General features: G+C 66.8%; 20 protein-coding genes. 12 read left to right on the plus strand and 8 right to left on the minus strand.

Annotation, left to right across the window (positions count from 1 at the left end; translation table 11 throughout):
• The first annotated feature begins 182 nt into the window (after nucleotides 1-182).
• From K9B35_RS19820 to K9B35_RS19855, 8 genes are all read left to right on the plus strand, one after another.
• Nucleotides 183-1,127: a DnaJ C-terminal domain-containing protein gene (locus K9B35_RS19820; RefSeq protein WP_224923738.1), complete on the plus strand. Its 945-nt coding sequence runs from the start codon at nucleotides 183-185 to the stop codon at nucleotides 1,125-1,127.
• Between the two features lie 9 nt (nucleotides 1,128-1,136).
• A complete protein-coding gene (locus K9B35_RS19825) occupies nucleotides 1,137-2,078 on the plus strand; it encodes a YihY/virulence factor BrkB family protein (RefSeq protein WP_224923739.1) in 942 nt (313 codons plus the stop codon).
• A complete protein-coding gene (fabI, locus tag K9B35_RS19830) occupies nucleotides 2,075-2,878 on the plus strand; it encodes an enoyl-ACP reductase FabI (protein ID WP_318245993.1) in 804 nt (267 codons plus the stop codon). Before K9B35_RS19825 ends, fabI begins: the two co-directional genes overlap by 4 nt.
• Nucleotides 2,879-2,944: 66 nt before the next feature.
• Nucleotides 2,945-3,370, plus strand: coding sequence for an endonuclease domain-containing protein (locus K9B35_RS19835; RefSeq protein ID WP_224923740.1), 426 nt, complete (start codon nucleotides 2,945-2,947; stop codon nucleotides 3,368-3,370).
• The gene (locus K9B35_RS19840; RefSeq protein WP_224923741.1) at nucleotides 3,367-3,894 is read left to right on the plus strand and encodes a GNAT family N-acetyltransferase; all 528 of its coding nucleotides are present in this window, start codon (nucleotides 3,367-3,369) and stop codon (nucleotides 3,892-3,894) included. Before K9B35_RS19835 ends, K9B35_RS19840 begins: the two co-directional genes overlap by 4 nt.
• The gene (locus K9B35_RS19845) at nucleotides 3,891-4,178 is read left to right on the plus strand and encodes a hypothetical protein (RefSeq protein WP_224923742.1); all 288 of its coding nucleotides are present in this window, start codon (nucleotides 3,891-3,893) and stop codon (nucleotides 4,176-4,178) included. Before K9B35_RS19840 ends, K9B35_RS19845 begins: the two co-directional genes overlap by 4 nt.
• Entirely contained in the window at nucleotides 4,175-5,242 is a 1,068-nt protein-coding gene (gene aroC, locus K9B35_RS19850; RefSeq protein WP_224923743.1) for a chorismate synthase, read from the plus strand. Before K9B35_RS19845 ends, aroC begins: the two co-directional genes overlap by 4 nt.
• A gap of 129 nt (nucleotides 5,243-5,371) precedes the next feature.
• Entirely contained in the window at nucleotides 5,372-5,617 is a 246-nt protein-coding gene (locus tag K9B35_RS19855; RefSeq protein WP_224923744.1) for a hypothetical protein, read from the plus strand.
• A gap of 43 nt (nucleotides 5,618-5,660) precedes the next feature.
• On the opposite strand, the gene K9B35_RS19860 is transcribed toward K9B35_RS19855, so the two are convergent.
• Both K9B35_RS19860 and K9B35_RS19865 read right to left on the minus strand, forming a co-directional pair.
• The gene (locus K9B35_RS19860; RefSeq protein WP_224923745.1) at nucleotides 5,661-6,950 is read right to left on the minus strand and encodes an adenylosuccinate synthase; all 1,290 of its coding nucleotides are present in this window, start codon (nucleotides 6,948-6,950) and stop codon (nucleotides 5,661-5,663) included.
• A 70-nt stretch (nucleotides 6,951-7,020) separates the two neighbouring features.
• A complete protein-coding gene (locus tag K9B35_RS19865) occupies nucleotides 7,021-10,398 on the minus strand; it encodes a PAS domain-containing protein (RefSeq protein ID WP_224923746.1) in 3,378 nt (1,125 codons plus the stop codon).
• A 105-nt stretch (nucleotides 10,399-10,503) separates the two neighbouring features.
• Here K9B35_RS19865 and K9B35_RS19870 point away from each other — a divergent pair, with 105 nt between their 5' ends.
• The 3 genes from K9B35_RS19870 to K9B35_RS19880 all read left to right on the plus strand — a co-directional run bounded on the left by K9B35_RS19870 (nucleotide 10,504) and on the right by K9B35_RS19880 (nucleotide 12,653).
• Complete coding sequence (locus tag K9B35_RS19870) at nucleotides 10,504-11,508, plus strand: fumarylacetoacetate hydrolase family protein (RefSeq protein ID WP_224923747.1); 1,005 nt, start codon at nucleotides 10,504-10,506, stop codon at nucleotides 11,506-11,508.
• 7 nt (nucleotides 11,509-11,515) lie between these two features.
• The gene (locus K9B35_RS19875) at nucleotides 11,516-12,127 is read left to right on the plus strand and encodes an SOS response-associated peptidase family protein (RefSeq protein WP_224923748.1); all 612 of its coding nucleotides are present in this window, start codon (nucleotides 11,516-11,518) and stop codon (nucleotides 12,125-12,127) included.
• Nucleotides 12,128-12,224: 97 nt separating this feature from the next.
• Nucleotides 12,225-12,653: a hypothetical protein gene (locus K9B35_RS19880; RefSeq protein WP_224923749.1), complete on the plus strand. Its 429-nt coding sequence runs from the start codon at nucleotides 12,225-12,227 to the stop codon at nucleotides 12,651-12,653.
• A gap of 68 nt (nucleotides 12,654-12,721) precedes the next feature.
• Here K9B35_RS19880 and K9B35_RS19885 read toward each other — a convergent pair whose 3' ends face one another.
• Genes K9B35_RS19885 through K9B35_RS19895 form a run of 3 tightly spaced genes read right to left on the minus strand, consistent with a single transcriptional unit; the run spans nucleotide 12,722 to nucleotide 18,730 of the window.
• Entirely contained in the window at nucleotides 12,722-16,042 is a 3,321-nt protein-coding gene (locus tag K9B35_RS19885; protein ID WP_224923750.1) for an error-prone DNA polymerase, read from the minus strand.
• Entirely contained in the window at nucleotides 16,039-18,066 is a 2,028-nt protein-coding gene (locus K9B35_RS19890; protein ID WP_224923751.1) for a DUF6504 family protein, read from the minus strand. Before K9B35_RS19890 ends, K9B35_RS19885 begins: the two co-directional genes overlap by 4 nt.
• On the minus strand, nucleotides 17,978-18,730 hold the full coding sequence (locus tag K9B35_RS19895; RefSeq protein ID WP_224923752.1) for an ImuA family protein: 753 nt from the start codon (nucleotides 18,728-18,730) through the stop codon (nucleotides 17,978-17,980). The genes K9B35_RS19890 and K9B35_RS19895 overlap by 89 nt, the downstream gene beginning before the upstream one ends.
• Before the next feature lie 130 nt (nucleotides 18,731-18,860).
• On the opposite strand from K9B35_RS19895, the gene K9B35_RS19900 reads away from it, so the two are divergent.
• Nucleotides 18,861-21,017: a M3 family metallopeptidase gene (locus K9B35_RS19900; RefSeq protein WP_224923753.1), complete on the plus strand. Its 2,157-nt coding sequence runs from the start codon at nucleotides 18,861-18,863 to the stop codon at nucleotides 21,015-21,017.
• A gap of 18 nt (nucleotides 21,018-21,035) precedes the next feature.
• On the opposite strand, the gene K9B35_RS19905 is transcribed toward K9B35_RS19900, so the two are convergent.
• The 3 genes from K9B35_RS19905 to K9B35_RS19915 all read right to left on the minus strand — a co-directional run bounded on the left by K9B35_RS19905 (nucleotide 21,036) and on the right by K9B35_RS19915 (nucleotide 22,800).
• On the minus strand, nucleotides 21,036-21,626 hold the full coding sequence (locus K9B35_RS19905; protein ID WP_224923754.1) for a DUF1989 domain-containing protein: 591 nt from the start codon (nucleotides 21,624-21,626) through the stop codon (nucleotides 21,036-21,038).
• Nucleotides 21,616-22,311, minus strand: coding sequence for a guanitoxin biosynthesis heme-dependent pre-guanitoxin N-hydroxylase GntA (gntA, locus tag K9B35_RS19910; protein WP_224923755.1), 696 nt, complete (start codon nucleotides 22,309-22,311; stop codon nucleotides 21,616-21,618). Before gntA ends, K9B35_RS19905 begins: the two co-directional genes overlap by 11 nt.
• Before the next feature lie 93 nt (nucleotides 22,312-22,404).
• Nucleotides 22,405-22,800, minus strand: a complete 396-nt coding sequence (locus K9B35_RS19915; RefSeq protein ID WP_224923756.1) for a glycine zipper 2TM domain-containing protein — start codon at nucleotides 22,798-22,800, stop codon at nucleotides 22,405-22,407.
• Nucleotides 22,801-23,137: the final 337 nt, after the last annotated feature.

The following is a 23,137-nucleotide window of genomic DNA, read 5'->3' on the forward strand; positions in this document are numbered from 1 at the left end:
GGCACCGGCCCGCTCCCCCACCCGGCCACCCAACGCGAGTGTATTCTATGGGTGGCCGGGTGGGGGAGCGGGCCGGTGCCGCCTAACTGAGAACGACTCTAGCCCCCAAACCCTTGCACTCTCCCCCTGTCGCGCCGATGTAGCGGGCTAATACGCTGAACATCAATCAACCGGGGAAACACGTGGCCGATCCTTACGCAACCTTGGGAGTCTCGCGCGGGGCCAGCGAGGATGAGGTCAAGAAGGCGTATCGCAAGCTCGCGAAAGAGCTGCATCCCGACCGCAACCGCGACAACCCCAAGGCCGCAGAGAAGTTCGGCACGGTGACGCAGGCCTATGACCTGCTGATGGACAAGGACAAGCGCGCGCGCTTCGACCGCGGTGAGATCGACGGCGACGGCAATCCGACCTCGCCGTTCGGCGCGGGCTTTGGCGGCGCGCGCAGCGGTCCGCAGGGCGGCTTCCGTCCGGGCGGCGCGCAGTTCGATTTCGGCGGCGGCGGCGATGCCGGGTTCGAGGATATTCTTGAGGGGCTGTTCGGCGGCCGTGCCGGCGGCGGACAGCCCGGCGGCGGCTTCTCCAGCGGCTTCGGTCGCCGCCCCCCGCCAGCCAAGGGCGCCAATGTCGCCTATCGCCTGCGCGTCCCGTTCGAGGATGCCGCCGCGCTCAAGCAACAGCGGATCCAGCTGCGCGACGGATCGACCATCGACCTCAAACTGCCCAAGGGCGTCGAAACCGGCACGCAGATGCGCCTCGCCGGCAAGGGTGATGTGGGGCCGGGCGGCAATGGCGACGCGATCGTGACGATCGAAGTCGAGCCGCACCGCTTCTTCACCCGCGACGGCGACCATATCCGCCTCGACTTGCCCGTAACGCTCAAGGAAGCGGTCGCGGGCGCAGTGGTACGCGTGCCGACGCCCGAGGGCGCGGTGAACCTCAAGGTTCCGGCGGGGTCGAGCTCGGGCAAGACGCTGCGGCTCAAGGATCGCGGTTTCCACGGCAAGGCCGCGCGGGGCGACCTGCTCGTGACGCTGATGATCGAAATCCCCGGCGCCGACCCAAAGCTCGCCGAGTTCGTCGCCGACTGGACCGATCAGGGGAACCCCCGCGCCCGGCTGGGCGTCTGACGGAGCGGCATGACCGATCCAATCTCCCCCGAATCGCCCGAGGCGCGTCGCCACGGTTTCCACCAGCGGCTGTCGGACCTCGGCGTCACCGATCGGATGATCGTGGTGACGAAGCGGGTGGCGGTGGGTGCCTTCAACGAAGGCTTCACCCATGCCGGCAACCTCGCCTATCTCAGCCTTGTCACCCTTTTCCCCTTCTTCATCGTCGCGGCGGCGATCGCGCGGCTGTTCGGTCGCACCGGCGACGGGCTTCAGGCGGTCAGCGCATTCCTGCAGACGGTGCCGCCAGAGGTCGCCAATCTGCTGCGCCCGGCGATTATCGAGGTGCTGGAGGGGCGGTCAGGCTCGCTGCTGTGGCTCGGCGCGCTGGTCGGGCTGTGGACGACATCGGGGTTCATCGAAACGATCCGCTCGATCCTGCGTCAGGCTTACGGCATCCCCTCGGTCACGCCCTTCTGGCGGCTCAAGCTGGCGGCGATCGGCATGGTGATCGCATCGGTCGTGCTGGCGATGATGGCGTTCAGCTTTCAGGTCATCCTGCTCGGCGTGGAGCAATTCATCTGGCGCTTCCTGCCGTTCGCGTCGGGCACCGCGCAGATCCTGTCGATTTCGCGGATCGCGCCCGCGATCGCGCTGTTCGCTGCGATGTACATCCTGTTCTACACGCTGACCCCGTCGCGCTACCGCAAATCGGGCTGCCCGAAATGGCCCGGCCCCGCCTTCGTCACTGCGTGGTGGATGGGTTGCACGACTGCGCTCCCCTTCGTGATCGGCACCTTTGGCGGCTATGGCCTGACCTATGGCAGCCTCGCTGGCGTGATGGTCGCGCTCATCTTCTTCTTTCTAATCGGATTCGGCGTCGTTATCGGCGCCGAGCTCAACGCCGCGCTGGCAGAAACGCCCGATAACGGGTTAGAGAAGCCGCAAGAGGGACCGGAGGGTAAGACGTGACCGGATTGATGCAGGGTAAACGCGGGCTCATCATGGGGCTCGCCAATGATCGTTCGCTCGCCTGGGGCATCGCCAAGAAGCTGCGCGAACAGGGCGCGGAGCTGGCGTTCAGCTATCAGGGCGAAGCGCTGGAGCGCCGCGTGCGCCCGCTCGCGCAGGAATTGGGCAGCGATTTCCTGATCGAGTGCGATGTCAGCGATATGGCCGAGCTCGACAAGACCTTCGACACGCTGGCCGAGCGCTGGCCGACGATCGACTTCGTCGTCCACGCGATCGGCTTTTCGGACAAGAACGAGCTGCGCGGCGGCTATGTCGACACCAGCCTCGACAATTTCCTGATGACGATGAACATCAGCGTCTATTCGTTCGTCGCCGTGGCCAAGCGTGCGAGCGCGATGATGCCGAACGGCGGATCGCTGCTGACGCTCAGCTATTACGGCGCGGAAAAGGTCATCCCGCACTACAACGTCATGGGCGTGGCCAAGGCGGCGCTGGAGACCAGCGTCCAGTATCTCGCGGTCGATCTCGGCCGCGACAATATCCGCGTCAACGCGATCAGCGCCGGGCCGATCAAGACGCTCGCCGCATCGGGCATCGGCGACTTCCGCCTGATCCTCAAGTGGAACGAGCTGAACGCGCCATTGAAGCGCAACGTGACGATCGAGGATGTCGGCGGCGCCGGCCTCTACCTCCTCTCCGACCTCGCCTCGGGCGTGACCGGCGAAACGCACCATGTCGACGCCGGCTACCATGTCATCGGCATGAAGGCGGAAGACGCCCCGGATATCGCGCTGGTGTAGATATCCCTCTCCCCATGGGGGAGAGGGAAGGGGCCCGCGCCGAAGGCGTGGGAAGGGTGAGGGTCAGTGGGAAGAACACGCTTCTCCAGTGACGACGGCAGCGTAGAGCACGCACGCGAGCTGCGCCGCGAAAGAACCCCCGCCGAAGCGTCGCTGTGGGCCGTGCTTCGAAATCGCGGACTCGAAGGCTGCAAGTTCCGGTTCCAGCAGCGGCTCGGTCCGTATTTCGGCGACTTCGTATGCCAGAGCGCGCGACTGGTCGTGGAAGTCGATGGTGACACGCACTACACCGAAGCGGGAACGGCGGGTGATGCCCGCCGCGACGCCTATTTGGCCCAAGAAGGATATCGGGTTGTGCGGTTCACCAACCACGAAGTGATGACCAACCTCGACGGGGTCGCAGATGCGATCCGATCGGCACTGACCCTCACCCTCCCACCGCCTGCGGCGGCGGGCCCCTCCCTCTCCCCCGAGGGGGAGAGGGGGCTATGACCATCGCCATCCGCCCCGCCACCGGCGGTGACGTCGCCGCGATCGATGCCCTGCTCCGGCGCAGTTTTCCTGCGGCCGATGAGGCGAACCTCGTTCGCCAGTTGTGCATCGATGGCGACATGGTGCTGACCCTCGTCGCGGATGACGAGGAGAGCGGCGCGCTCGCGGGCATGGTCGCGTTCAGCCGTATGGCAGTGGCCGTCAACGACGTCGCCCTCGCCGCGGTCGCGCTTGCCCCGGTCGCGGTCGAGGCGGCGTATCGCCAGCAGGGCGTGGCCGAAGCGCTGATCGCCGCCGGGCATCAGCATCTTGGCGATGCGGGCTATCTGCTCAGCTTCGTGCTCGGCGATCCAGCCTATTATGGCCGCTTCGGCTATGCCGCCGATCTCGCGCGCGGGTTCGACTCGCCCTATGCCGGGGACTATCTGATGGCGCTGGCACTGCAGGACGGAAAGCTGCCGTGCGGCGTGCGGGGTGTTGCCAGCCATGCAGCGGCGTTCGCGGCGCTTAGTGAAGCAGGATGAGCGGCTTTCATCTGATCCTCGGTATCGGGGGCGCGACCGTTCTCGGACTGCTTTTCCTGTTCGTTGAGCAGAGGCGAATGAGCTGGGCCAGCGCGAGTATTGAAGCCTTTCGGCTTTGGGCTTTCATGGCGATTTCGGTGCTGACAGTTTGGACTGCGGTTCGTACCGAAGCACCGGAGTTCCAGATCGGAATAGCATTGGTCAGTCCGGTGTTTGCAGCGTTGCTCGTCAATAATATCTATCTCGCGCTCCGCCAGCGGTTCGCGCAGGAGAACGCGCCATGAGCTTCAACACCTTCGGCCGCGTCCTCCGCTTCACCACCTTTGGCGAAAGCCACGGCCCCGCAATCGGTGCCGTGGTCGATGGCTGCCCGCCGCGCCTCGACCTCAGCGAAGCCGATATCCAGCCGTTCCTCGACAAACGCCGCCCCGGCCAGTCGCGCTTCACCACGCAGCGGCAGGAGCCCGACGCGGTCCGTATCCTCTCAGGCGTGTTCGAGGGGCGGACCACCGGCACGCCGATCGGTCTGTTGATCGACAATGTCGACCAGCGCTCAAAGGATTATTCGGAAGTCGCCAGCGCCTATCGCCCCGGCCATGCCGACTATGCCTATGACGCCAAATACGGCTTTCGCGACTATCGCGGCGGCGGGCGCTCCTCGGCGCGCGAGACGGCGATGCGTGTCGCGGCGGGCGCGGTCGCGCGCAAGGTGATCCCGGAAGTCACCATCACCGCCTGGGTCGAGGCGATCGGCGGTGACGCGATCGACTATACGAAGTTCGATGCTGCCGAGATCGGCAACAACCCCTTCTTCTGTCCCGATCCCGATACGGCGGCGCGCTGGGAACAGCTGGTGGACGATGCGCGCAAGGCTGGCTCGTCGCTCGGCGCGGTGATCGCGTGCGAGGCGACCGGCGTTCCGGCAGGCTGGGGCGCGCCGCTCTATGCCAAGCTCGACAGCGAGCTGGCGAGCGCCATGATGAGCATCAATGCTGTCAAGGGCGTCGAGATCGGCGACGGCTTTGCGGCGGCGGCGCTGTCGGGTGAGGCCAATGCCGACGCGATGCGGCCCGGCGCGAACGGCCCCGAATTCCTTGCCAACCATGCCGGCGGCATCGCGGGGGGCATCTCGACCGGTCAGCCAGTGCGCGTGCGCGTCGCATTCAAGCCGACCAGCTCGATCCTCACCCCGGTCGAAACCATCAACCGCGACGGCGCGGCGACCGAAATCCGCACCAAGGGCCGCCACGACCCGTGTGTCGGCATTCGCGGCGTACCGGTGGTCGAGGCGATGATGGCGCTCGTCCTCGCCGACCAGAAGCTGCTCCACCGCGCCCAGTGCGGCTGATCAGCCTGCCGCTTCGACAGCGCAGTTGACGGGCGAGCCGGGCCCCTTCGCCGATGGGGCGAGGAACCGGCATGCGACTTCTGCCCAATAGCGCGCGTTCAACCCGCGCTATGTAACCAGGAGTATCCCATGCGCCACAAGACGCTCTTCAGCCTCATCGCCCTGTGCGGGTCGTCCGCCGCCATCGCCGCAATCGGCACGCCGCAGATCGAACCGCCGCTCCAGAATGACATGACCAACCAGGTCGCGCCCGACGACACCACCGCGCCCGACACGCTGTCGAACGCAACCGATGTCGAGCCGAGCGCGCAGCCGACCGATCCGACGCAGGATGGGAGCGACGCCGCGCCCGAGCCTAATTCGACCTTTTACTGACGGATTTCGTCCCCGGACGCGGTCCACCGCGTCCGGGTTAACTTCAGTCCGCGAACGGATCTCGGACCAGGATCGTGTCCTCACGCTCCGGGCTGGTCGAAACCAGCGCGACCGGGCACCCGATCAACTCTTCGATCCGCCGGATATACTTGATCGCCTGCGCCGGCAGCTGCGCCCAGCTGCGCGCACCCGCGGTCGATTCGCTCCAGCCCTCGATCTCCTCATAGACCGCGACCGCGCGGGCCTGATCCTGCGGGCTGGGTGGCAGATAATCGTAGTGCTTGTCGCCGACGGTATAGCCGGTGCAGATTTTCAGCGTCTCCATCCCGTCGAGAATGTCGAGCTTGGTCAGCGCGATGCCGGTAACGCCGCTCAGCGCGACCGACTGGCGCACCAGCACCGCGTCGAACCAGCCACAGCGGCGCTTGCGACCGGTGACCACACCGAACTCGCGCCCGCGCGTGCCGAGCAGCTCGCCGATCTCGTTGTCCTGCTCGCTCGGGAACGGGCCGGAGCCGACGCGGGTCGTGTACGCTTTTACGATTCCCAGCACGAAGCCGACCGACCCCGGGCCAAGGCCAGAGCCCGACGCCGCCGCGCCGCTCACCGTGTTGGACGAGGTGACGAACGGATAGGTGCCATGGTCGATGTCGAGCAGCGCGCCCTGCGCGCCCTCGAACAGGATGCGCTTGCCCGCTTCCTTCGCGCCCTTCAGCGTCAGCCATACCGGGGCGGCATAGGGCAGCACCGACGGCGCGATCTCGCGCAGCTCTTCGATCAGGCGCGCGCGGTCGATCGGCGGCTGCCCGAACCCGGCGCGCAGCGCGTCGTGATGCGCGCAGAGGCGATCGAGCTGCGGCCCGAGATCGTCGAGATGGGCGAGGTCGCACACCCGGATCGCGCGACGGCCGACCTTGTCCTCATACGCCGGGCCGATGCCGCGCCGCGTGGTGCCGATCTTGCCCGCACCGCTCGCATCCTCGCGCAGCGCGTCGAGGTCGCGATGGAAGGGGAGGATCAGCGGCGCGGTCTCGGCGACCTGCAGCGTTTCGGGCGCGATCTCTACGCCCTGCGCGCGCAGCTTCTCGATCTCGTCACGGAAATGCCAGGGGTCGAACACCACGCCATTGCCGATCAGCGACAGTGTCCCACGTACCAGTCCGGAAGGGAGCAGCGACAGCTTGTACACCTTGTCGCCGACGACCAGCGTGTGGCCGGCATTGTGCCCGCCCTGAAAGCGGACCACCAGATCGGCGCGGCTGGCGAGCCAGTCGACGATCTTGCCCTTGCCCTCATCGCCCCATTGGGCGCCGATCACCGCGACGTTCGCCAACTATCCGATCCTTTCAGGTTATGCGCGGTCCCCCTAGGCCCCAAGCGCGCGCACGTCCAGCATCGCGCGGTCAGCTGTCGAGCGCGGCGCGGACCTTTGCGGCGAGCTGGGCCACGCCGAACGGCTTGGCGATCAGCGCGGCGGCGATCCCGGCGTCGGTGGTGATCGCATTTTCATCGGGGGTATAGCCGCTGGTGTAGAGCACCTTGAGCCCCGGCTGGCGCTCGCGCGCGCGGCGGGCCAGTTCGTCACCGGTCATCTCCGGCATCACGACATCGGTGAACAACAGCGAAATCGGCTGCTGCCCCCGCGCCATGATGCGCAGCGCCTCGATCCCGTCGGGCGCCTGCAGCACGGTATAGCCCAGTTCACGCAGCGCCTCGACCGAATGGTTGCGCACCCGCTCCTCATCCTCGACGACCAGCACCACCTCATCGGGCGAGCCGGCACTCAGGCGCGAATCGCTCGTCGCCGACGGACCAGCATCGGCCGCCTTGTCATGGCGCGGCAGCAGCAGCGTGACGCGCGTCCCGCGGCCCGGCGCGGTGTCGAGCGCGACATGGCCACCCGACTGACGGGCAAAGCCGAACACCTGGCTCAGGCCAAGGCCGGTGCCCTTGCCCACGCCCTTGGTGGTGAAGAACGGGTCGAACGCACGCGCCGCGACCTCGTCCGACATGCCGGAGCCCGTGTCCGCGACGGTCAGCGCGACATAATCGCCGGCCTCCAGCCCCAGCTCGCCCGCTTGGCCTGCGTCGAGCGTGCGGTTGGCGGTCTCGATCGTCAGCCGCCCGCCATCGGCCATCGCGTCGCGCGCATTGACCGACAGGTTGAGGATGACATTCTCGAGCAGATTGGGGTCTGCCAGCGCGGGAGCCAGCTGCCCCTGCAGCCGAGTCTCGACCGTCACCTTCTCGCCCAGCGTTCGCATCAGCAGGTCGATCATGCCGGAAACGAGCGCGTTGATGTCGAGCGGCACCGGCGCCAGCGGCTGTTGCCGCGCAAAGCCGAGCAGCCGCTGGGTCAGCGCCGCAGCGCGGGTCGCGCCGTCCTTTGCCGCGACGATATAGCGGTCGAGGTCGGTCGTCCCCTGCGCGATCCGGCGTTCGAGCATGTCGAGCGAGCCGATGATCACCGCCAGCATGTTATTGAAATCATGCGCGATGCCGCCGGTCAGCTGGCCGACCGCCTCCATCTTGTGCGCCTGACGCAGCCGCTCTTCCGCCGCCATCAGCTGGCCCGAGCGCTCTGCCACCGCGCGTTCGAGCTCCGCGCGCGACCGCGTCAGCACTTCGCGCGCATCAACAATGTCCTGAATGTCGGTGCAGGTGCCGAACCAGCGGGTGATCGCCCCGCTTTCGTCGCGCACCGGCTGCGCGCGCCCCAGCACCCAGCGATACACCCCGCTGTGATGCCGCAACCGATATTCGATGTGATAGGGGTCGCCGGTCGTCAGGCATTGCGACCACATCTCCCACGCCCGCGCCTGATCGTCGGGATGGAAAATCGCGCTCCACGCTTCGCCGTCGGTCGATCCATACGGAACGCCGGTGAATTCATACCAGCGGTCGTTGAAATAATCGTGATAGCCGTCGGGCAGGGTCGACCACACCATCGGGTCGATCGAATTGGCGATGGCGCGGAACTTGGTCTCGCTTTCGCGCAGCGCGATCACGGCAGCGGCGCGTTCGACCGCGTCCCATGCGGATTGCGCGACGGCCTCGATCAGCGCGACTTCCTCGGGCCGCCACTGGCGCGGTTCCGCCTGATTGGCATAGAGGCTGGCGACCCACACCCCGCCGCGCATCAACGGAACGCCGATCGCGGCGGGAGAATAGCGCGACAGGTCGCTGCCGACGAACCGCGGATCATTGGCGGCATCATGCGTGACCAGTGTCAGGCCCTGCCGATACATCGCATTGGCCGCGCCCATGTCGAGCCGCTGCGTTCCCTCGAGCGAGGGGAGTTTGCCGGTGGTGGCACAGGGGCCGAACTGGACCGCCCCTTCGCTGGCCACGCGGTAGAAGCCGACTCGGTCGAGGCCGAGCCGCTCGGCAATCGCGCCCGCGCTCAGGCGCATGATCGCGTCGGGCGAATCGAGCGCGCGCTGCCGACCCGCCAGATCGAACAGGAACGCCTGATCCTGCGTCGCCGCCTCCAGGTCAGCGGCGGCCCTGCGCGCGGCGTCCTCCGCCTCGCGGCGCTCGGTGATCTCGAAAATGACTCCGGGGAAGCGCACCGCGCGACCCTCGTCATTATAGGTGCAGCGGCCCTGCGCGGTGACCCAGCGCACCCGGCCATCCGCGTCGACCAGCCGGTATTCGCTGGAAAACCGGTCGCCGCTGCGGATTACCTGACCGACTTCGGCCAGCAAGCGCTCGACATCGTCTGGGTGAACCTGATTGATGAACGCTTCGCTGGGCCCGCCCTGTTCGGCCAGCGCCGGATCGACCCCATAGAGACCGGCCAGACGCGCATCGGTGCGCAGCTGGTCGGTGGTCAGGTCCCAGTCCCACACGCCGACGATGTTGGTTGCCTGCAGGGCGAGCTGGAGCCGTTCCTCGCTCGCACGCAGTTGCGTCTCGGCGACGACGCGTTCGGTGACGTCGTTGACCTCGACGAAGATCGCGGTGGTTGCTCCGACCCCGTCCTTGATCGGCTGATAGACGAAGTCGAGCATGCGCGTTTCGGCGACACCGCCGCGGATCAGTTCGACGGGCTGGCCAGTTGCGCGGAACGCGGCGCCCGTCGTGAACACATTGTCGAGCAGCGCGATAAAACCCTGTTCAACGACCTCGGGCAGAGCCTCTGCCACGGTCTTCCCGATTAGGCCGCTGCGTCCGGTCAGCGCGTGATAGGCCGGATTGGCCAGCGCGAAGACATGATCCGGCCCCTCCAGCAATGCGACCGCGCCGGGCGCTTGCTGGAACAGCTCGTGCAGCCGCTCGATCTCCGCGCGGCGCTCACGCTGGGCAAACACCGTGGCGGTCGTCTCATTGCCCTGATTGAGGATCCCGCACACCTGGCCGAATTCGTCGCGGATCGGGGTGAAGCTGTAATTCCAATAGGTTTCGCGCGGAACGCCGTCGCGCTCCATGTCGAGCCGCTGGTCATAGGTCGCAAAGCCCTGGCCCGTCGCGATCACCTGCGCGAATTGCGGCCCGACCACGTCCCAGATTTCCGGCCAGACATCCTGCCCACGTTGCCCCAGCGCGCCGGGATGCCGCTCCGCCGGAATCGGTGCCCACGCGTCATTGTAGAACAGCCGCAGCTCCGGACCCCAATAGATCGCGGTCGGCATTTCCGAGCCGAGGCAGATGCCAAGCGCGAAGCGGAGCGTCTGCGGCCAGGTCTCTGGCGGGCCGAGCGGGTTCGCGGACCAGTCATGCTCGCGTATCCGGCGGCCCATATCGCCGCCTTGCTCCAGGAATCGAAGCTCGGAATACATGTGTTCAGCGTTGCGGGTTGCGTCCGCGCCTGTCAATGCGGGTTGGGCAAGGACTCGCCGAAAACCAGACGGTTAGAGAGGCGGGCCAGGAGCAGGAGAAGCAGCGTGAAACTCGCCAGTCTGAAACAGGGTCGCGATGGTCGCCTCGTCGTCGTGTCGAGCGATCTCGCCTGGTATGCCGATGCGGGCCATATCGTCGGGACGTTGCAGGCCGCGCTCGACGATTGGGACCAATATGAGGGCGCGTTGCGCAACCTCGCCACCGATCTCGACCATGAAGTGATCCCGCGTGAGCGCTTCCATGAACGCGATGCCGCCGCGCCGTTGCCGCGTGCCTATCAATGGGCCGATGGCTCGGCCTATGTGAACCATGTCGCGCTGGTGCGGCAGGCGCGCGGGGCGGAGATGCCGGAGACCTTCTGGCACGATCCGCTGATGTATCAGGGCGGCAGTGACGGGTTCCTCGGGCCGCGCGACCCGATCCCGCTGGCCGATGAAAGCTGGGGCTGCGACCTCGAGGCTGAAGTGGTGGTCGTCACCGGCGACGTGCCGCTGGGCGCGAGCCGGGAGGAAGCGCTGGCGGCGGTGCGGCTGGTCGGCCTCACCAACGACGTCAGCTTGCGCAACCTGATCCCCGGCGAACTCGCCAAGGGCTTCGGCTTCTTCCAGTCCAAGCCGGCCAGTGCCTTCTCGCCGGTGTTCGTCACCCCCGATGCGCTGGGCGACTGGTGGCAGGACGGCAAGCTGCACCGCAAGCTGATGGTTGACCTCAACGGCCAGCCCTTCGGTCGCGCCGAGGCAGGCGAGGACATGACCTTCGATTTCGGCACGCTGATCGCGCATGCGGCCAAGACGCGCGCGCTCGGCGCCGGCACGATCATCGGATCGGGCACGGTGTCCAACCGCGACGCCGATGGCGGCCCGGGCAAGCCGATCGCGCAGGGTGGCGTCGGCTATTCCTGCCTCGCCGAAGTCCGCACGGTCGAAACGATCCTGACCGGCAAGGCCGAAACCCCGTTCCTGAAGGCCGGCGACACCGTCCGCATCTGGGCCGAGGACGACAAGCACCATCCGATCTTCGGTGTGATCGAACAGACCGTCGGGGGATAGGGCTGCGATGTGCAACGAGCAGGCACGACGGGTGGCGTTGGGTCTGTTGCGGTACGACATCAACGACCTGCGCATCCCGGTTCATTTCCCCGAAGGCCTGCCCAATCTGGAGCCGACCGACAGCATCCGCATCACCGACCGGAACGCCATCCTGCGCGCGGCGCCGGTCGGTGGGGCAGAGCTGGTAGTCCGGCGGTGGAGCTGGCCGGGAACGCACGGCAAGCCGGTGTATAATCTGCGCTCGGACGGGCGGCGCTTCGACCGGGGGCGCTGCCTGATCGTGGCGGATGCGTTTTTCGAATTCAGCGATCCCGCGCCGGATGCCGATGGCCGGCGACCACGGCGCAAGCGCAAATGGCGCTTCGAAAAGCGCGGCGAGCCATGGTTCGCCATCGCGGGAATCTGGCGCGAACATCCGCAGGTCGGTGAGGCCTATACGATGCTTACTATCCCGCCGGGTGCCGATGTCGCCCCCTATCATGACCGGCAGGTAGCGGTGATCGAGCGGCGCGATTTCGCCCAGTGGCTCGACCCCGAAGCCCGGCCCGAACATCTGCTGCAGCCGCCCCCGCCGGTCAGCTTCGATGTCAGCGAAGTGATCGCTCCGGTTGGGCCGTGAACCCATGAATGGCCGCGTTCAGCGCGATGGCTGGACGGTTTGAATTGGGTGGGAAGCGGACGTTGCAGATAGCCGTATGCTAGCGCAAAAGTAGGAAATGAAATCTCTTCGCATCGCCCTGTTTGCTGGTGCCTTCATCTTGAGTGGCTGCGCTCCGCAAGAGTTTGCATCCGGTTCATGTCCTAACACCCTGTCGGGATGGAGAACCCCGGGCGAGATTGGTCACCAAGTTCCTGCTTACTTCGTGACGATTGAGAGCAACGGAGAGATATTGACGAGCCTATGGAACGGCTATCGAATGTCTGCGGTTGAGAAAACCAGCCGACAAGCCCTGCGTCAACTAATACAGCGCATCCCCGTAATGCTACCTGAGCCAATTGTTATATTGAAGCCTGCTCCCAAGGCGTCTTGCGGCGATGTTGAGGCGATAAGAGCCGAGATCGATGCAAAGCTGGATTGTAAAACGGGCAGGTGCGGTGAAGGCTCGGGTTGGTATGAATTGTCCGGCATGCCACTCATTGCTTAAACGATGACCTGGTGTGAGCGTCGCCACTTTGGGTCGCTAGCAGCCCGTCCGCTTGATCAAGCTACGACCTAGTGAAAATCCCGTGACTTGACCGGGATCGCCTCACCGCCGCGCCAATGGCTGCTGTCATACGGACCAGGCCAGCGCGGTCCGGCGTCGCGCGGGTCGGGGCCGCCGCCATGGGTGGCGCCGTCGCCGGGCATGGTCATGCGCGGCAGGTCGATCTCGCCGATGTCGCGCAGCATCGGCGACAGGTCGGTGATCGTGTCGGCGACGAGATGGATGACGATCCCCTCGCGCTGCACCCGGCCGCGAATGCCCAGCATCGTCGCGGTCATCACGGTGCGGCGATAGTGCTCGAAGCGGTCGGACCACAACACCGCATTGGCGATGCCGCTTTCATCCTCCAGCGTGACGAACACCACGCCCTTGGCGCTGCCCGGCCGCTGGCGCACCAGCACCAGCCCCGCCACCTCGACCCGCGCGCCGTCCTTCATGCCGGTCAGGTCGCCGCACGGCCGGATGCCGCGCGCCGCCAGCTTGCCGCGCAGGAAGGACAGGGGGTGGGCGCGCAGCGACAATTGCGTCGCGCGATAATCCTCCACCACCTCGCGCCCAGCGGTCAGCGGCACCAGCGCGACCGGCGCCTCGATACTCTCGGCCCGCGTCCGCCCCTCGCGCAGATCGGCGGCGGCGAACAGGTCGAGCGGCTTGTTCGCCAACCCCTTGATCGCCCACAGCGCCTGCCGCCGGTTGAGCCCCAGCGCCACAAACGCATCGGCGCGCGCCAGCCGTTCGAGTGCAGCCGGCTTCACCCCCGATCGCCGCCACAGCTCCTCGATCCCCGTAAACGGCCCCGCGCGCCGCGCCGCCAGGATTGCCTCGGCATCCCCCTGCGCCAGCCCGTGCACCACGCGCATTCCCAGCCGCAACGGCATCAACCCCGCCCAGCCCGCATCATCGCCCCAATAGGCGGCGTGGCGCGGGCGGCGGTTGGGCTGGTCCGTGATCATCGCGGTGTCCCAGCCGCTGGCGTTGATGCACACCGCATGCACCTCCACCCCATGCGCGCGCGCATCGCGAACGATCTGCGCGGGGGCATAAAATCCCATCGGCTGGGAGTTGAGCAACGCCGCGCAGAAGATGTCCGGGTGGTGGCACTTCATCCAGCATGACGCGACCGCGATCTTGGCAAAGCTCGCCGCATGGCTTTCGGGAAAGCCATAATTGCTGAAGCCCTTGATCTGTTCGACCAGCCGTTCGGCAAAGCTGCTGGCAATGCCGTTGGCCAGCATCCCCTCGATCAGCTTCGTTTCGAACGGGCCGATCCCCCCGGTCGACTTGAACGTCGCCATCGCGCGGCGCAGCCGGTCCGCCTCGCTCGGGCTGAAGCCGGCGCCGACGATCGCCACCTGCATCGCCTGTTCCTGAAACAGCGGCACGCCCAGCGTCTTTTTCAGCACCGTTTCCAGCGCAGGCGAGGGATAGTCGACCAGCGCCGGATTCTGCCGCCGCTTCAAATAGGGGTGGACCATATTCCCCTGAATCGGCCCCGGCCGCACGATCGCGACCTGAATCGCGATGTCGTAGAAATCGACCGGCTTCATCCGCGGCAGCATCGACATCTGCGCGCGGCTTTCGATCTGGAACACGCCCAGCGTATCGGCCTGACGGATCATGCGGAACGTCGCCGGATCATCGTCCTGCATCACCGGTGACGCCATCGTCAGGCTCACGCCCTTGTGCGCGGCGAGCAGGTCGAACGACCGCCGCATGCACCCCAGCATGCCAAGGCCCAGAATATCGACCTTCATGAAGCCGAGATATTCGAGGTCCACCTTCTCCCATTCGATCACCTGCCGATCGATCATTGCGGCGGGCTCGACCGGGACCAGATCGTGCAGCCGATCACGCGTCAGCACGAAGCCGCCGGGATGCTGCGACAAATGCCGCGGCGTCCCGATCAGCTCGCGCGCAAGGGACAGGGTCAGCGCGAGGCGATGGTCGCCCGGATCCAGCCCCAGCGCCGCAACATGCTCCTCCGGCACCCCGTCGCTCGACCAGCCCCATACCTGGCTCGACAGCGCCCCGGTCAGATCCTCGGGCAGCCCCAGCGCCTTGCCCACCTCACGCACCGCGCCGCGCGTGCGAAACCGGCTGACCACCGCGGTCAGCGCGGCATGGTCGCGGCCATAGCTGTCATAGATCCACTGGATCACTTCCTCGCGCCGCTCATGCTCGAAATCGACATCGATATCGGGCGGTTCGCGCCGCTCGGTGCTGATGAACCGCTCGAACAGCAATTGATGCTTCACCGGATCGATCGAGGTGATGCCGAGCGCAAAGCAGATCACCGAATTGGCCGCGCTCCCGCGCCCCTGGCACAATATCTGCTGGCTGATCGCGAACTGGACGATCGAATTGACGGTGAGGAAATAGGGGGCATAGCCCATCTGCTCGACCAGCCCCAGCTCATGCTCGAGCAGGTCGAGATGCGCCTGTGACGGCTTGCCCCCAAAGCGCTGGCGCAAGCCGTTGGTGGCGAGGATGCGCAGCGCCTGTTGCGGCGTCTGTCCCGCCAGCACCTCTTCCTGCGGATATTGGTGGCGCAATTCGCGGAGGGAAAAGCTGCAGCGCTCGGCAATCGTCGCGCTCGCATGGACCGCATCGGGCCAGCGCGCAAACCGCCGCGCCATCGCCTCGGGCGATTTGAGGTGGCGGTCGACACTCCGCTCGCGCTTCAGCCCCAGCGCATCGATCGTGCAGCCTTCGCGGATCGCAGTCACCACATCCTGCAGCATCCGCCGGTCGGGATGATGGTACAGCACGTCCCCGGTTGCGAGCGGGACCAGCCCAAAGCGCCGCGCATCCTCATGCACCGCATTCAGCCGCACCGCCTCGTTCGGGCGGCGCATCGCGGTCATGCAGACATGGCCGGACGCACCGAACAGATCGGCCATCCACGCCAGATCGCCCTCTACATCGCGCGGCACCAGCGCGCCGACCAGCCCGTCGCAATAGCCGGCGACATCCTCCCAATGCAGGATGCACTGCCCCTTTTCCCCGTGCTGCGCATCGACCCGCGATTTGCCCAGCGTCAGCAGGCGGGTGAGGCGGCTCCACCCCGCGCGATCCTGAGGCCACACCAGCACCGACGCACCATCGGCGAGGTCGAGGCGACAGCCATAGACCGGGCGGATCGCCACCCCCTGCTTGCCCAGTTCGTCGCACGCGAACAGCGCCTGCACCACGCCGCCCAGCGAATTGCGGTCGGTGATGCCCAGCGCCGCATGCCCCATCAGCGCGGCGGCAGAAAACAGCTCCAGCGGGGAAGACGCGCCGCGCAGGAACGAGAAATGGCTCGTGACCTGCAGCTCGGTGTAGCTCACCCGAACAGCCCGTGGAGATACCAGGACAAATCGCCAGTCACCCCGCGCTCGCCATCGCCGCGGCGGAACAGCCAGTAACGGTGGCCGCCCTCATCCTCGACCCGGAAATAGTCGCGCACGGCATGCGTCTCGGCGGCGCGGCGCCACCATTCGCCGGCGATCCGCTCGGGTCCGTCGGCGCGCACCACGCGGATCGTGCGCCCGCGCCAGGTGAAGCGGCGCGGCGGCTGGTCGGGCAGTTCGGCGAGGACATGGTCGAGCCGCTCGGGCCGCGCGAGCAGCCGCGCCGGGCGCGGCCAGTCGGGGCGCCAGGGATCGGGCGGCGCGGCGCGGAGCAGTTGGCGGACATCGCCCGGCCGGACCTTTGGCCCGCTGCGCTCGGGCGGGTCGAGCACGCCGTCGCGCCCGACGCTGCGTTCGGGCACGTCGCTTTCGACCGGGCGGCTGCGCCATAGCCGGCGCGGGCCGATGCGCGTGGCGAGCGTGTCGGCGAGCGGGGCGAGGTCGGGTTTCGCTTCCTCGTCCAGCCGCTCGTCGAACGGCTGGGCCGCCAGCGGCTCGGCGCGGCGAACGTGCAGCGTGATGGCGTCGATGCCATAGCCCGGCTCCACATCCTCGATCCGACGCGCGATCAGGCGGATCAGATGCAGGCAATCTCGGCTGGCACGCGCAAGGCCGATGCGGATGCGTTGCGGCACGCCATCGACCCGCTCGGCAACCAGCTCGACCGCGCGCGCGCCCAGCCCGGCCGCTTCGAGCGCGGCGCAGAGTTCGGGGACCAGCGCGCCAATCCAGTGCGCAATCCCCTCGGCGGTCGCGACCGGCTCGACAAAGCGGCGCTGCACCGCGATTGCCTCACGCGGAATGACGGGATCGAGCGGCTCGGGCAGAGTGCCCAGCGCCTGTTCGAGCCGGGTGACCAGCCCCCCGCCAAAGCGCCGGGCGAGCGGCGCGCGCGGCATCGCGGCGAGCGGCCCGATCTGCTCGACGCCCAGCCGGCGCAGCAGCTCGACCGCTGCCGGATCGACGCGCAACGCCGGGATCGGCAGCGGGGCGAGCGCGGCGGTATGCTGGCCGGGGGGACAGATCAGCACGGCATCGCGCGCGGCGAAATGCGCCAGCGCCCACGCCGCGCCCGGCGTGTCGGTAATGGCGATCCGTGCGGTATAGCCGCGCCGCGCCAGCAGCCGCACGATGCGCCGCGCCATCCGCGCCTCGCCACCATGCAAATGCGCGACTCCGGTCAGGTCGATCAGCAACGTATCGGCGTCCTCGACCGCGACGCTCGGCGCCCAGCGCCGCGCCGCCATCAACGCAAGGCGATGGAGTGCGGCAAGATCGCCTGCCGGATCGGCAGGGCGGATATCGAGCCCGGAGCCATAGGCCCGCGCTTCCGTCACCGCCATGCCCGGCCGGACACCCAGCGCGCGCGCGGCCGGGCAGGCGGCGGCGACCAGCACGCGATTGCCGGTGCGGATCGAGGTGAGGAGGGGTGCCAATTCCTCCCCCAGCTTGCTGGGGGAGGGGGACCGCGCCCGCAGGGCGGGGTGGAGGGGCCGCGGCGCAGCGGCGGGGGACGGCTGCCTCACATTCCGCGCCTGCGGCGCGGCCCCTCCACCATCGCTGCGCGATGGTCCCCCTCCCCCAGCAAGCTGGGGGAGGAACTGGATCGGCGGCTCCCCCGCCGGAACCTGGCTACGCACCTCATCCGACTGCATCGGCCGAAACGGATTTCCCGCCGCTTCCTCGCGGCGCCCCAGCTCGCGCGGCGACGGCCGCTGATGCGCGGGCAATTCCGCAATCTGGCGCGCGCGTTCCTCCCGCGCCCAGCGCGCGCCGGGACGCCAGCCGCCGCCGCGCGGGACCGAGCATGCCTGTTCCTGTTCCGCCGCCGCAGCGGTGCGCAGCGCGTCCAGCTGCGCGCCGGGCGTGGCCTCAGGCGGCGACGACTGTGCGGTCCGCTCCGCCTGCCGCAGCCGTTCGATTGGCCAGTCGGGCAGGTAGAGCGCAGCGACCCGTTTCATCGCACGCCTCCACTTGGATGTTGAAAGGATCGCCCCCCTTTTGCCGGGCAAGGCTCAGTTCCCAGCGCGCCCGCCCGACCCCCTCGACCGGCAGGGGAGACGAGGGGGCACAACCCACCCGCCAGCGTGTCACCGCCGCCGATGGTGCGGCCAGCGGATCGCCGCCCTGACGCGGGTGGCGCTTCATCAACAGCGCGATGGTGCGCCCGCCCTCCGCCGCCAGCTGCAGCCGCCGGGTCGCGGGCATCGCCACGCGCCGCGCTTCGCCGACCACGGCACCCAGACCGCGATGGCGCAGCCCTTCCTCCATGATCGCGAGCAATTCGTCATCGTCCGACGCTTCGGCATACAGGACGCGCTTGGGGGCGAGGCCGACCTGATACAGGCCCGGCGCGAACAGGTCGCGCCGCCGCACCACCCACAGCACCGGTCCCCAGGCGCGCGCGGCGATCCCCGCTACGAACAGCGTCGCGGCGGCATCGTCGGTCAGATCGGCGCTCGCCCCCGCCACCTCGTGCAGCGCATCGAGCCGCAGCCCGCCATCGGCCAGTCGCGCGTCGAGCCGCTGCATGCCAAAGGGCAGCACCGGGCGACGGCGAAAGCCGGTGCCTTCGATCGCGCCGAGCGTTTCGCGCAGCTGGTTGATGATCGCGGGATCGGCCATGGTGCGGCCTTCAAACTCCGACTCGGGGAAAACTGTTCCTATTTTGTTCTAACCGTTCGTCGAGTCAAGCTTGCCAAGCGATGATCGGGCCGTATCATCGGCCTATCACACCATTTCCCAGGGGAAGTTCATGAAGCCCGTTTCCGGCGCGATCCTGCTCGCCACCGCCTCGCTCCTGTCGATTCTGCCCGCTGCGGCCCAGACGCCGGCCGCTGCCCCTGCCACCGCAACCGTGGATCCCGCGCCGATGATCGACACCTGGCCCGGCCCGTTCGACGGCGTTCCGCAGTGGGACAAGGTGACCCCGGCGATGTTCCCCGCCGCCTTTGAACAGGGCATGGCCGAGGCGCGCGCGATGTTCGCCAAGGTGCGCGACAATCCCGAGGCGCCGACCTTCGCCAACACGATCGAGGCACCAGCCAAGATGACCGGCGCATTGTCGCGCGTCTTCCCGGTGTGGGGCGTGTACACCAGCAACCTCGCCAGCCCCGAGGTGCAGAAGATCGCGCGCGAATGGAGCCCGAAGCTGTCGGCCTTTTCGACCGAACTCAGCCTCGATCCCAAGATGTTCGCACGGGTGAAGACGCTCTACGACAAGCGCCAGACGCTCGGCCTCAATGCCCAGCAGATGCGCCTGCTCGAGCGCAGCTATCGCGATTATGTGACCTCGGGCGCGCTGCTGAACGAGGCGCAGAAGACGGAGATCAAGCGGATCAACGGCGAACTGTCGGTCGCCTTCACCGAATTCAGCCGGCGCGTGCTGGCGGACGAAGAAACCGCGATCCTCATCGATAACGAGGCGGACCTGGCTGGCCTGCCCGACAGCTTCAAGGCGAGCTTGGCCGAAGAAGCCAAGGCGCGCGGAGCGGCGGGCAAATGGGCGATCAAGAACACGCGCTCATCGATGCAGCCCTTCCTGATGTACGCCACCAACCGCGCGCTGCGCGAGAAGGTGTACAACGCCTATATCAATCGCGGCGACAATGGCGGCGCGACCGATACCAACGCGATCATCGCCAACATCCTGAAGCTGCGTCAGGAGCGCGCCAAGGTGCTCGGCTTCAAGACCCATGCGCATTACCGCATGGACGACACCATGGCCGAAACGCCGGAGAACGCGACCAAGCTGATGATGTCGGTCTGGCCCGCCGCGGTCGGCCGGGTCCGCCAAGAGGTCGCCGACATGCAGGCGCTGGCCGATGCCGAAGCGGCGGCGGGCAAGGGGCCGAAGATCAAGATCGAGGGCTGGGACTATCGTTTCTACGCCGAGAAGGTCCGCAAGGCGAAGTACGACCTCGATGAGAGCGAGGTGAAGCCGTATCTTGAACTCAACAACATGGTCAACGCCATGTTCTACGCCGCCGGGCGGCTCTACGACCTTGAATTCAAGGAAAATACCGGCACGATCCCGGTGTTCCAGGCCGATGTGCGGACGTTCGAGGTCAAGCGTTTGGGCAAGACGGTCGGCGTCTTCTACCTCGACAATTTCGCGCGTGCCGGCAAGCGTTCGGGGGCGTGGGCGACCAGCTATCGCAGCCGGTCGGGGCTGCGCGGCGACACCATCGTGCTGGCGTCGAACAACAACAACTTCACCAAGGGCGGTGGCGGTGAGCCGACGCTGATCAGCATCGACGACGCCTCGACGCTATTCCACGAATTCGGCCATGCGCTGCACAGCCTGCTCGGCAATGTCTATTATCCGGGCCTCGCCGGCACGCCGCGCGACTTCGTTGAATATCCGAGCCAGGTGAACGAAAACTGGTTGCTGACCCCCGACGTGCTCAACCGCTTCGCCAAGCACTACAAGACCGGCGAGGTGATTCCGGCGGCGCTGGTCGAGAAGATCGAGAAGGCGTCGACCTTCAACCAGGGCTTCGACACGGTCGAATATCTCTCATCCGCCATTGTGGACATGCAACTCCACAATCGCGAAACGCCGGTAACCGATCCCGACGCGTTCGAACGCGACACGCTCGCTTCTTTGGGCATGCCGAAGGAAATCGTGATGCGGCACCGCCTACCGCAGTTCAATCACCTGTTCTCGTCCGACGCCTATTCGGCGGGCTATTACAGCTACCTGTGGTCGGAGACGATGGACGCTGACACCTGGGCCGCGTTCGAAGGCGCGGGGAATGTCTGGGACAAGGCAACGGCGGACAAGTTCCGCACGATCCTGTTGGAAACAGGCAATGAAACCGACCGCAAGGAAGCCTATAAGGCATTCCGCGGTCGCGATCCGGACGTCAATGCGCTGTTCAAGCGCCGTGGCTTCCCGACCGGAAACTGAGTTCAGAACGCCGCCGGGTCACTCCGGCGGCGTTATTTCCCAGTCGATCGGCTTGAACGACCCGTTATTCGACTGCAGCGCCGAGCATGCGGTCAGCCCGATCACGAGATCCTCTTCCGCGCGAAAAACGATCCGGTCGCCCGCCTTGCTCAGCGGCGGATCGACGCGCAATTCGCCCGTCGCGCCATCGACCGGCACATTCATGAAGCAATTGAACGCGGTCGGGATCATGTCCTCCGCGACGCCATAAGGCGCCAGCGCGGCGGCCAGGTTGCCGAAGCAGCCGCGATGCGGATCGGTGTCGCCATAGATGATGCGGAACGTGTCCTTCGAACACGGCGTCAGCAGGAAATCATGCCGCCCGACATCGTCCTCAACGATCTCGAGCAGCACGTTGCTGCGATTCGAATAGAGCTTGTCGCCGGTCGTCAGATAGATGCGGCTGGCATAGTCCAGCGTCCGGCCCGACGAGATCACCTCGCCGACATCGTCCTTGCGAAAGGCCAGCAGGTCCGCGACCTGTTCGCCGGTCGGGTCGGTGACGGTCAGCAACGCGCCCTTCGGCAGTTCGAAGGCGACGCCGGAGCGCGGTTCGATTCTATGCGGCATCCTGCGCGCCTTCCCGTCCGCGGAAGGGGCAGCGCCATTCGGGGTCGACCATCCGGCCGCTGTATTGGCGCGCCTCGGACACGGTGCCGTGCTGCGCGAGCATCGGATTGGCTTCGCCCGCCAGCGCAACGTCGCGTGCGACGATCGAATCGCGCAATTTCTCGTAGCGCCCCTGCGCGCGCAGCTGTTCGAACTGGTCGTGCAGATTGAACACCAGCGCGGGGCGTTCGAAGCGGCGTGCCGGGCGGCTCGCCTGCGGGTGCAGGCCGACCACGAAAAACGCCTCGCCGCCGAAGCTGAGCGAGAAATGCGGGTCATCGGGATCATGGCTGACGCGCGGATCTGCCTCCTGCCCGAGCCATTCGTCCTTATCGGTCAGCGATTGCAGCCGCGCCCACAAATTGGTCTCGAATGCCGATTCGTCGAGTTCGCGATCCTGCTCGAACAGCACCACGAGCGATTGAAACAGCTCGGGTTCGGCGCGATAGCTGGCGGCGAGGTCGTGCAGATTGGGCAGGATGCGCAGATCGTCCCAGGCCGACCCGATATCCTTGCTGACCACGAACCGCATCCGGTCGCGGCTAAGCGCGGACTTCGCGCCCACACAGGGGAATTCGGTCGATTTGACGAACGCGCGAAAGCGCTCCGCCAGCGGATGCGCAGAATCATTGCAAGGTTTCAGCATCGCCGCTCAACGCGCCAGCCGCCAAGTGGTTCACATGAAAAGGGCCGGCCCCCGGATGGAGGCCAGCCCAATTCAATCACGCATGTTGAGGCCTTAGCGGCGGCAATAGCCGGGACGATCCGACCGGTCGATCTCGCGTCCGGCAAGGGCGCCGACCACGCCGCCCAGGACGGTGCCGAGGGTCTTGTCGCCGCGACCTGCGATCGCATTACCGGCAAGGCCACCGGCGATCGCGCCGACGATCGTGCCGCCGTCGCCGTCACGGCACTTCTCGGCCGCGCGCGAGCGATAGTTATAACGGCGGTCGCCCCGACGATATTCGCGATAGCCATCGCGCTGATAGCCGCGGCCGTCGCGATAGCCGTCACGCTGATAGCCGCGATCATCGCGATGCTCGTAGCGGCTCTGTGCTGCTGCTTCAGTCGCGGGGACAAGCGCGGTGCCGGTCATCGCCAGCGCGGCGCCGATCAGGGAAAGCTTCTTGAACATGCTGTGTCTCCTTGTTCGTGCAATTCGTTGAACAAGGGATTCGCACAATTGGGTTGAGCGATGCCTGAATGCGCTCGTTATCCGCCGTTCAGGGTTGTTGCGACATCGTCACGGGAGGGGGTGCCGGTGCGGCCGTAGCGCCCAAGGGGGGAGTGCCCTGTCCCGGTACGCAACACGGGAAATCGGGCAGGGCGTTCGGATCGCACCGGCATGTCGGGCAGGTCCGCGAAATACGCCGCGGAACAGCTTGGCTGTCATTTAGATGAACGGCGTTGAGCGCTGGCTGAACGACGCTGTTATCTGAGGTTCAGCTTTGCGGCACGATTGCGGCCGTTAT

Source organism: Sphingomonas sp. R647 (assembly GCF_020177055.1).
Lineage (GTDB): Bacteria > Pseudomonadota > Alphaproteobacteria > Sphingomonadales > Sphingomonadaceae > Sphingomonas.